The sequence below is a fragment of the Phaeobacter sp. B1627 genome (assembly GCF_006265095.1).
Classification (GTDB): Bacteria; Pseudomonadota; Alphaproteobacteria; order Rhodobacterales; family Rhodobacteraceae; genus Epibacterium.
Map to the genome: position 1 here is coordinate 1 of NZ_VCNK01000066.1, position 7,396 is coordinate 7,396.

4 protein-coding genes and 2 pseudogenes are annotated in these 7,396 nt (G+C 52.0%); 3 read left to right on the plus strand and 3 right to left on the minus strand.

Translation table 11 applies throughout. The features are described 5' to 3' along the window. Positions 1 to 363: 363 nt before the first annotated feature. Complete coding sequence (locus FGE21_RS19320) at positions 364 to 2,814, plus strand: SIR2 family protein (protein ID WP_176695496.1); 2,451 nt, start codon at positions 364 to 366, stop codon at positions 2,812 to 2,814. A 207-nt stretch (positions 2,815 to 3,021) separates the two neighbouring features. On the opposite strand, the gene FGE21_RS19325 is transcribed toward FGE21_RS19320, so the two are convergent. From FGE21_RS19325 to FGE21_RS19335, 3 genes are read right to left on the minus strand one after another with little or no spacing between them, the layout of a single operon-like run. Beyond that, a complete protein-coding gene (locus tag FGE21_RS19325) occupies positions 3,022 to 4,266 on the minus strand; it encodes an AAA family ATPase (protein WP_139665039.1) in 1,245 nt (414 codons plus the stop codon). Between the two features lie 4 nt (positions 4,267 to 4,270). Then, on the minus strand, positions 4,271 to 4,909 hold the full coding sequence (gene prfH, locus FGE21_RS19330) for a peptide chain release factor H (RefSeq protein ID WP_139665040.1): 639 nt from the start codon (positions 4,907 to 4,909) through the stop codon (positions 4,271 to 4,273). Further along, positions 4,906 to 6,039: an RNA ligase RtcB family protein gene (locus FGE21_RS19335; RefSeq protein WP_139665041.1), complete on the minus strand. Its 1,134-nt coding sequence runs from the start codon at positions 6,037 to 6,039 to the stop codon at positions 4,906 to 4,908. The genes prfH and FGE21_RS19335 overlap by 4 nt, the downstream gene beginning before the upstream one ends. Positions 6,040 to 6,922: 883 nt before the next feature. Here FGE21_RS19335 and FGE21_RS19340 point away from each other — a divergent pair. Further along, a pseudogene (locus FGE21_RS19340) lies at positions 6,923 to 7,126 on the plus strand (transposase); the annotation flags it as partial. Between the two features lie 30 nt (positions 7,127 to 7,156). Beyond that, a pseudogene (locus FGE21_RS19345) lies at positions 7,157 to 7,396 on the plus strand (IS110 family transposase); the annotation flags it as partial.

Genomic DNA, 7,396 nt, shown 5'->3' on the forward strand with positions numbered 1-7,396 from the left:
AGATCGAAGTCATAGAACAGCTGCGCCGGAGCTTCCTGCCTGCCCATCATCTCGAAATCCTCCCATCCCCTCATAGTTGAGTGAATCGAAAGACTTGCCGCAGCGCAACACAGACTTTTTCAACGGCATCGGCGGGAACCGGACCTTCGCTGCAAGCGCGAAAGGGCTCGAAATTGGAAAGAAGATTATAGGTCTCTCACCAACTTTCATGCATCACACCTCCTAGAACGCAGCGAATGTGTGATCTAGGCGGGGCATCGCGTCCTTCGCACAAGTCAAACCCCTCAACTTTCTGGTGTTTGCGCGAGTTAGCGATTAGCTTTTCTTTACCAACAGATGCATTTGACGCACGAGGATACAGTTTTGTCGGACAATTTTAAAGACATCCTAGAAAAGGCCAGCCGAGGAAGAGCAATTTTGTTCTGTGGGGCAGGAGCCTCCCTCGACTCTATCGGGTTCGATCTGAAAGAACTGCCCGCCGCCAACCCACTTCTTGGTGAGTTCAACGACTTTCTCGGGAAAGAATTCTCGAAACTGCCCATTGCCGCTTCTAAAGTTGCGGATGAGTCGATCAAGGACTATTTCCGGATCATAACCGATTGTTTTAGAGTTAAAGCCGTTTCGGATGACATGAAGACTATCATGTCATACCCTTGGTCGAGGGTATATTCGACGAACTATGACAATAGTCCTGAAATTGCATGTGAAGAAACTGGGAAAACTTACCAAACGCTGACCGCTCGAGATCGACCGGGTGATCTGCTCAATGATAGACTTCCCATTATCCATCTACACGGTTTTATAAATCACTTTCGCATCGATACGATCCGCGAAGAGTGCATCCTTGATTATGCGTCCAATGTCGCCAACAAAGTTTATGAAGGCCCTTGGGCCACAGAGTTGAAGAATGATATTTCCACGGCTGATATCGTAGTTTTCTTGGGGTACTCGCTCTATGATCCAGAAATTGCCAAGCTGATTTTACAAGGTGGAACATCGAAGAAGAAAATCTACTTTGTGAATTTCAGGATCGAAGACGAAGAACTCGCATACATGCAAGAAAGATTCGGTAATCCTCTAAATATCGAAAAGAGTGGGCTTGCCCAAATCATATTTGCGCTGCCTGCTAGCTTTGAAACAACCAAAAAGCAGTATGTTTGCTTTCAATCAGCTCAAGATACTGCTGTCGAGCATCGCAATATCAATTACGAAGATCTTACAGACCTCTTTCTATTTGGCCGTGTCCAAGAGGCTCTGTTACAGGCTGACATCATATCAGATAGCTCAAACTACGTCATTCGTCCCACGATTGTTGATAAGGTAAAAGCCGAAGTCGCGTCCGGTCGTAGTTTGATCTCTCTCTATTCTCCATTGGGACATGGAAAGACTGTACTTTCTAAAATTCTAGCTGCTGAACTGGGCCGTGAACACGACGTCTTTGTCGCCACGCGAAATCAAGAGAACTTCATCAATGAAGTGCATGATATTGTCGCAAATTTCAAAAAGCCAATTTTGATAGTTGATGATTTTTACAGATACTCAAAGCACCATAGAGAACTGGCTAAGCTGACAGCAGACGATGCAATATTCATTTTCACATCGCGTCTCAGCGTACATGAGTCACGCAAAGAGGAGCTATCTGCACAGTTTCTTAATCATGATGTTGTTGATCTGCGGATTGGCGAATTAACACAATCAGATGCCGAAAACCTAGTTCCGCTGGTGAATCAAGCTGGTATGTGGGGAACAATGTCCGAATTGTCGGACGAACGAAAGGCGAAAGAGCTGATTTCTAGGGCAGATCAAGGTTATCAGGCAAACTTTGCCGATATCTTGGTTGGTTTGATGAATTCGAGCGAGATGATCGGTCGGATAAAAAAAGAACTTGAAGTATTGAAAGAGCTTTCCGCTGATGCTTATAGCGTTGTTTTACTTTCAATATACCTAGAATTTACGAACAATCACATTGATGAGCTGTCTATTGATCAGGCCCTGAAGGTCAACTTGAGTCAAGTGCATGATTCTGATGCTGTGTCGAACATATTCAGATTATTTTTCAACCCTATAGACGGTGGAAATGGGTACTTCTCGGGGTCAATTTTTGCAAAATATGCAATGGAGAAAATATGCAACCACAATGACCTCATTGGGGTTATCGAAAAATCAGCCAATAACTTGGCTGACAATTACCCGCTTCATGAGGAAATGAAATTAGTATTAGTTGACTTGTTGCGATTTAACTACCTGAAGGTAATCGCTAGTGGAGATCAAGTGCGATTGAAGAGAATTCGAAATCTCTACTCGAACTTATCATCGAACCCCAATTTAAACAAGGATGACCTTTTTTGGAACGCCTTTGGGATGTGTGAAAGAGCCCTTAACAACTTTGAACCCGCTGTAAAGCATTTTCGCACCAGCATCAGCTATGCAAAGCTTCGCGGAAAGTTCTACATCCCTTATCATGCCCAAAACCAGCTAATTGTTTGCCTGTTAGAACGGGGTGTAAGTCTTCAGATCGATTCTGCAACAGCGTTTTCAAACTTTAAAGAAGTTTTGGAGCTTTTGACCATACAGGCAGAAGATGAAAGGAGTTATGGTCGTGGGCAAGCCTTTACGTGGCATAAAGAAACTATAGCTTTCCTTGATCTCCATTACCCGAATTTTGAGCAACACGAAAAACTGTTCATCAACGCTCAAATCATGAAGTATGTGAATTTCATTATTAGGAGCATTCATGATTGGGAGAAACGACGCGAAGCTGCTTTTACCGTTCGAAAGCTTCAATCATTTCTCGCGAACAATCCAACTCAATAGTTAAATAGAAGACGCTAGTTATCCTGATTTGCTAGCTGCGGCGCAGCATAGTCGTGTTTTGATCAAAGTCTGCTTCGGGCCGTCCTCAACTAAGAATAACGAACTTGGGTGTATGCACACAGAACTAGCTCTGATGACGGAAGCGAGCCCAAGCTGCGTCATGATATGGCGCAGGGCACATGTTTGGGCAACGGGATGCCAACACCGTTACCGCGCCTCGATGGCATGCTGCATAGGGTCAAACCCCGAGGCCTTGGCAGCCTTGGCCGGGTCTGCGCTATTCGCCAATAGCCAGCCCTGTATCTGGGCGGGGCTATGCTGCTGACCCATCAAGCTTTCCTCAAATACCAGCGCCAATTGAGGTTCTCCGGGAAAAAAGCGGTCGAACAGCTGGCGTGCGGTCACGGCGTTAACCAAGCCAAGTTCGATGTGGACATCAGCGCGACCGGGGCGGATCAAGGCCGGATCCAGCCGGTCTTTGTGGTTGGTTGTCATGACCAAGGCGCGCCCTTCTTGAGCCGCGACGCCATCAATCGCATTCAGCAGCCCTGAGAAGCTCACACCGGAGCGTTTCTCTCCACCGTCGCGCTGGGTAAACACGGCATCCACATCTTCGATCGCGATCAGCGAGCCTTTGGGTGCGCACATCATAGCCTCTCGAAGGTCGTCATCCGTCAATGTGGCCCGTCCCACGTCCAGCGAGGCAATATCCAGCGAAAGCTCTGAGGCCAGAGCCCGAACGAGGCTGGACTTGCCGGTTCCCGGCGGGCCGTAAAACAGATACCCACGTCGCCAAGGCACACCGCGGGCCGCATACCAATCGCTGGCCCCATAAAACCAACGCATGTCGCCGAGCACCTTTTCGATGCGGTCATCATCCACCAAAACAGTGTCAACAGATCTGCGCGGGACATCCCCGACATGATCCCACCAATCCCCTTTGAGAATATGCAGCCCGGGCCCAATGCGATCCTTTGTGCTAGAAAGTCTGCGCCCTTCCGCAATCCAGTCCAGAATGGTCTGAACCTGCCCGAAGAGAACAGTGACATTGAGCACCTCCATGGGACGCTGATTGTGGGATGCCCCGACCTTTGCCTTTTCATTGATGTCGCGCTCCAGGCAACAAAGTTTTCCGCACCATACGAACCAATGTCGACCCGGTGCGGGTGCATAACCCTTTGTCCCGCGCGCCCATTTGCTGTCGGTCATGCGGACATGGCGCGCATGCGAAAGGACGCTGTTATGTTCCATCCAGACACAGAAGTGACGATAGGCCGCGCTCCGATTGTCGAGAGTCAGGCTCACCCAGATTCGTCGGGCCATCACGTCGTACAATGTTTTGCACGCTAAGCGCAGAACGGCCGCAGCAACCCCAATGGCCCCAAGCGCCAGCCCGCCGGCGAAGAAGTCGCTCCCCAAAGCGTTGGATAGAAACTGGTCTATCATCTCCATTTTGCTACCCTTTTACCTCATCAAAGCTCGGACCCTTGAAACGTCTGACGGGATTGCCCCGTTCAAGCGCGTGGTGCAGACCGTTATGCGTGGCCTTTTGCATTGCGTCTTCGGCCGCGATTTGAGCCGCCATCAGTTGCTGCAACCTTTCCAATGCGAGGGATTTGTTGCGATGCTGTGACCGCTCCTCACGCGCGACTGCGACAAGCCCGGAGGGCCTGTGTATCGCCCGCACCGCGCTATCGGTTGTATTCTGATGCTGTCCGCCGGGGCCGCCCGCGCGGAAGGTTTCAAACACAACATCCTGCGCAAGAACGGCCCCGCTCGTCTGCGCGGGAACGGGCAGATCGAACACCCCAACGAACCAATTGGCGCGCTTGTGCGATGGTCTGATCTTACTGTTTGCGCGCCATTGGACCGTGCCACGCCACCTCTTGGCAAAGGTTTCTGCCGCTGCCCCGCTGACAAGGATGACAGCCGATTTGAACCCGTGTTTGCGATGGGTGCCTGTAAAGTCGAAATCGACCGAAAGCTGTTCAGCCTCGCGGCGCATCACCTCGATAATGCCAGCAACCGCTTGCTGGCATTCCGCAGGGCCGTTGCCGCTTGTGACAAGCAAGGACACATGTTTCGCTGTTTTCATGACCGTCTCCCTTCCCGTGTTTTCTTGAAGGTGAGGAGCGGGTGGAACTCTGCCACGCATTGCGCCGCATCGGTTCGCTTAAGGTCTTCGGCGACCGCTTTCGCTGATTTGTATGCCAAGCCTGCCTCTTCAACCAACAGGTCGCGATCTTCGCAGAGTATGCGGCCACCAAAGGCGTTGCGCTGCATCGCTTCAATGTCGGACTTCTTGGCCCGCACCCGACCGTGCATAGAGGAGCGGTCGTACCTCCGCCCGGCACCATGTGCGAGACTGCCAAGCGCTGCGGCATGCCCAGCGGGGGCCATTAGGTAGCTTGCGCTGTCTCGAGACCCCGCCAGCGGCACAAGTCCATGTTCTGCAACCGCAGCTCCTTTACGGTGGAGATAACCCGCGCTGGTCTCGGTGAGGAGGTTATGCGGGGCATCCACCACCGGCCTCAAGTCCGCCCGCAGCGCCTCTGCGGCCCGTTCCGCGATGATCTGCCGGTTTAATCGCGCCCATCGCACCGCGCGGTCGTGGTCGTGCATGTAGGACAGCGCCACTTCGCTCGCCGGAAGCAGTCCGGCATAGGCCCCCTCTGGCAGTGATCCCAGCACAGACGCACCGAAGCCGCGAGAGCCGGAGTGGATAAGGAGATACAAAAGCGCCTTATCAAGCTCTGTATTGGCCTTGGCCTCATTCACCATTTGCACTTCGCAAAAGTGATTGCCGCCCCCCAGGGTGCCAAGAGCGGAGGCAAAGAGATCAGGCGGCAAGCCGATCTCTTCGAGACGTGCCTCATACCTCACAGAGGCGGGGGCTCCGAGGGCGCGAATACGGCGCAAGGCCTTCTCTAGCTTCAGTTTGCGGACTGGCAGGTCAAGCTGGAACAGCGACATACCACAGCCTATATCGTTGCCGATCAACTGCGGAAAAATGCGATCCGCCAACACGGCGCAGCCGACGGGCCCGTATTTGCCGGGATGCAAATCGGGAAATGCCGCGATGTGTTGCACGCCGGACCACTCGGCGATGTCTTCTAACTGTTGTTCGGCCCGTCTTTCGATCCAGGCCGCCGATGTATAGAATTTCGTGATGACGCCGTCGCTGGACATAGCTGACGCGCGGCCACCCAAGACAGGATTGCCCATAAGGTAGTACCCAATAAAGATGTAGAGAAACGCCAGTTGAAACTGGCGAGCTGGATCAAAGTCGACCTGATTTCAGTTTAGGCTTTGATCGGCCCCGAAAGGGCGAAATGACAGATAAGCATATGTGTCCCTTTCTTTATGAGGGGTTACGACAAGGGTCTGGGTGACCGCGTGGACGTGATGAATATTCCGGGCCGTTGAGTCGTTCAAAGACTTAAATGGTGGTCGATAGGGGGGTGTTGCAAATTGGCAACAATTCATTCAGGCTCGCGTGGTCATTAACAAGACATCTTCTTGTCTGGCACAATTAGCTTCCGAACTTCGCTCAACTTTGTGCTTGCAGCGGATGTGCTCTCTGGCGGACGGCGCTGGAGCACCTGCACCAACTGGCCAAAGGCAGTTCAGGGCCGACTCTCACTCAGCCCTCATTTGCGGGAACGTTGTCCACATGATTGGCGACGGCTTCCTTTTTAAATCCTAGAGATGCAAAACGGGGTTGAATGTCTCCGACAGAAAAGCGAAAGCGCTTTTGCATTCCACTGTTGGGATCGAAAGCGACGTCAAGAATTCTCTCTCGCAGTGGTCGGGTCATTCTATGAATGAAAGACGAAGCCCTGCTGTTGGATGCAAGGTTTGCAGCCAGCATTATGTTGTCCGCGCCAAACGCCCCACCCAATTTTCCCAAGCCAAACGTTATGATTGAACTTCTCCGAGGCGCCCAGTCCGAGAGGCCGACCTCGTCTTGGAAATGCTCGATCAAAAACCGGCGATACTGCTCTGATGCTTCGCGAACCACCGTGCCTGTTGCCGTGCAGACTGATTGGAGCCGGGCTTAAACAACTTGTCCATCTCTCCAAGGAACTCATGTTTCGCACGGTTTGCTTTCGTGGAAAGCTTCAATGGCCGACTACGTGACGAGTGCCTGAACGAGCACCTGTTTGCCAATTTGCGCCATGCCCGAGACCTGATCGCAGCTTGGCGCGAAGATTACAATCACCACCGCCCGCATTCGAGCCTCGACGGGCTCACCCCGCGGGAGTATCACCAACGGTCAGTAGAGGACCAAACCCTGAACAGAGCGAACTAATATCCGCGGACATTTCAGGGGAGCACGTCACTGGTCCTGCGGAAACAGATCAAACGCCTCGCGTTAGTCGCGACATTTGAAAGACTGCCGCGTTGCGTGGTGGGCATGGAAGCCTGCTTGAGTGCGCATTTTGTCAGCCGAACACTGCGCAAATTGGGCTTTGAGCCTCGTATCATCCCAGCGATCTACGTGAAGGCTTTCAACAAGGGACAAAAGAACGATTACAACGACGCAGAAGCGATTGCTGAAGCGGCGCTGCGTCCGAACTTG